The organism is Paracoccus sp. 228 (assembly GCF_000967825.1).
Taxonomy (GTDB): domain Bacteria; phylum Pseudomonadota; class Alphaproteobacteria; order Rhodobacterales; family Rhodobacteraceae; genus Paracoccus; species Paracoccus marcusii.
Genome location: NZ_JYGY01000024.1, coordinates 1 through 2,322, shown reverse-complemented (window position 1 = coordinate 2,322; position 2,322 = coordinate 1). Strand labels below are relative to the sequence as shown.

At 63.4% G+C, this 2,322-nt stretch carries 2 protein-coding genes; both read left to right on the top strand.

Features of this window, described 5'->3' with window-relative positions; translation table 11 throughout:
• Positions 1–185 precede the first annotated feature (185 nt).
• The gene (locus tag SY26_RS19630; protein ID WP_052715414.1) at positions 186–599 is read left to right on the top strand and encodes a DUF3768 domain-containing protein; all 414 of its coding nucleotides are present in this window, start codon (positions 186–188) and stop codon (positions 597–599) included.
• A 74-nt stretch (positions 600–673) separates the two neighbouring features.
• The coding region (locus tag SY26_RS19625; RefSeq protein WP_046001971.1) for a ParB/RepB/Spo0J family partition protein at positions 674–2,322 on the top strand (1,649 nt) is incomplete at its 3' end.

The following is a 2,322-nucleotide window of genomic DNA, read 5'->3' as shown; positions in this document are numbered from 1 at the left end:
TCCCTGCAGGGCGGGTGATCCCCCTCCCCTTCGCCCCTACGGACAACCTTGCGCGGGTCCCCCTCCTGCCCTCGCCGGGAAGCAGGCTTTCAGGAGAGGGGCGCGCTTCGCGCTTCCTCGCCTGAAACCCCGCCCGATTATCGGCACCAAGACCGGAACGGGCATCACCACAAGGAAGGCCGAACATGGCTCAAGAACTTGAAATTGATACCGCCGCCGAGCAGGCCCGCGACCACATGATGCGGCTGCTGATCGCAGAGCAGAACGATGCTTTCCGTCGCGCATTGGGCTTCGCGGTCCTGTGGCGCGGACACCATCTGAAAGGCCGCGCTGTCGTCACGCCCGGTTTCCAAGCCATTCCCGAACGGACGCAAACGGACCTGTTGAACGCGGTCATCAACTTCCAAGACTGGACGGAGGAAAATGACCCGTGGGAGGATCATTCCTTTGGCCGCGTCGAGGCGCACGGCACCGCGATCTTCTGGAAGATCGACCTCTACGACACCGATTACACCTTTGGCGCAACGATGCCGGAATGTGCCACCGACCCCGAGCAGGTGCGCCGCGTCCTGACGCTCTACCTGCCCTCGGAACACTGACCAAAAAGCCTTGTGCCTCGCCCCATGAGAGGGCGGGGCATCAATGAAACTCACCACATTCCAAGGATACGACAATGAAACACGAAGCGATCAACAGCCCGGTTCAGATGGTCCCGTTCGCTGATCTTTACGTTTCAACTCTGAACCCGCGCACCGTGTTCAGCCCGGAGGGCATCGAGGCCCTGGCCGAGAACATCCGCCAGCTTGGCCTGATCCAGAACCTTGCGGGCCTGCGCGACGAGGCGGGAAAAATCGGCATCGTGGCCGGAGGCCGCAGGCTACGCGCGCTCGAAATGCTGCAAGACGATCCGCGCTTTGCCGCGATCCCGGTCAAGCTGGCACCCGATCAAGCAACCGCCGAGATTTGGGCGTCGAGCGAGAACCATCACCGGGAGCAGCCCCATGCGGCTGATGAAATCCGCGAATATGGGAACATGGCCGCGCGTGGCGTCCCGGTCCCGTCCATCGCCGTTGCCTTTGGCGTCAGCGAGAAGCACGTCTATCGCCGCTTGAAGCTGGCAAGCCTGCCCGCGCCCGTGCTGGACGCCTTGAAGGCCGGGACCATCACCCTGTCGAACGCCGCCGCCTTCACCATCAGCGAGGACGAGACGCACAGCCTTGCCGTGCTGGAACAGGTGAAGGGCCACGGCTACAGCGATCACCAGATTAAGCAGTTGCTGAAACCTGACGCCGTGCGCGGCACCGACCGCCGCGTCCTGTTTGTCGGCCAGGACGCCTATGAGGCCGAAGGCGGGCGCATGACCGGGGACCTGTTCAGCGATCAGCAATACTTCGATGATGTTGCCCTGCTGGACGACCTGTTTTCCCGCAAGCTGGCCGCATCCGTCGAGGCCGCGCAGGCGGAAGGCTGGAAATGGGCCGAGACGATCCAAGACAGCTATATCGGCTATTACGAGATCGAGAACCGCAAGCTGGACCGCATCTATCGCGACGAGGGAACGCTGACCGAGGAGCAGGCCGAGCGGTATGACGAACTGGCCGAACTGGCGAACGGCGAGGTTCTGGACGAGAACGGGCAGGCCGAGCTTGCCGCGCTGCAAGCCCTTCTCGACGGCAGCTATAGCGACGCGCAGAAGGCGGTTGCGGGCGTCCTTCTCTACGTGAACTCGAAAGGCGAGTTGCAGACGGCCGAGGGCCTTGTGCGCCGCGAGGACCGAACTGCGGCCATCGAGGCCGGTTTCCTGCGCCCGTCCGGCCATGCAGGCGAAGGAGCGGAGGACGCGCCCAAGTCGGCAATCTCGCAGAAGCTGCGCGACGACCTGTCCCGCATTGCCCAAGGGGCGCGGCAACACGCCATGCTGCGCGACCCTGATCTGCTGATCGACCTGCTGGCCTATCAGTTGAGCCACGCGCTGCGCTGGCAAAAGCCGTTCGGTCTGACCACCGAGGACGTGCCGAACTGGCCTTCGACCGAGGGCAGCGGCTACGCGCTGGACGAGCGCCTGACCAGCGATGCGCCCCGCGATATGTATGGAAAGGACTTGGCAAAATCCTTCCGTGCCTTTCGCAAGAAAGGAGCCGAGCATGTGAAAGGCGAATTGGCCCGGTTCCTTGCCGCGCAGTTTCGCGGGGGCAGCGAAGAACTGTCTGCGATGCTGGACAAGGAAACGCAGCCAAGCATCCGCGAGGTCTGGACCCCGACCGCCGCGAACTTCTTTTCCCGCGTCGGGGGCAGCTACCTCGATGATCTGTGGCGCGATCT

Coding starts and splice junctions, on each gene's coding strand:
- SY26_RS19630 (WP_052715414.1), top strand. CDS start 186: ATGGCTCAAGAACTTGAAATTGATACCGCCGCCGAGCAGGCCCGCGAC.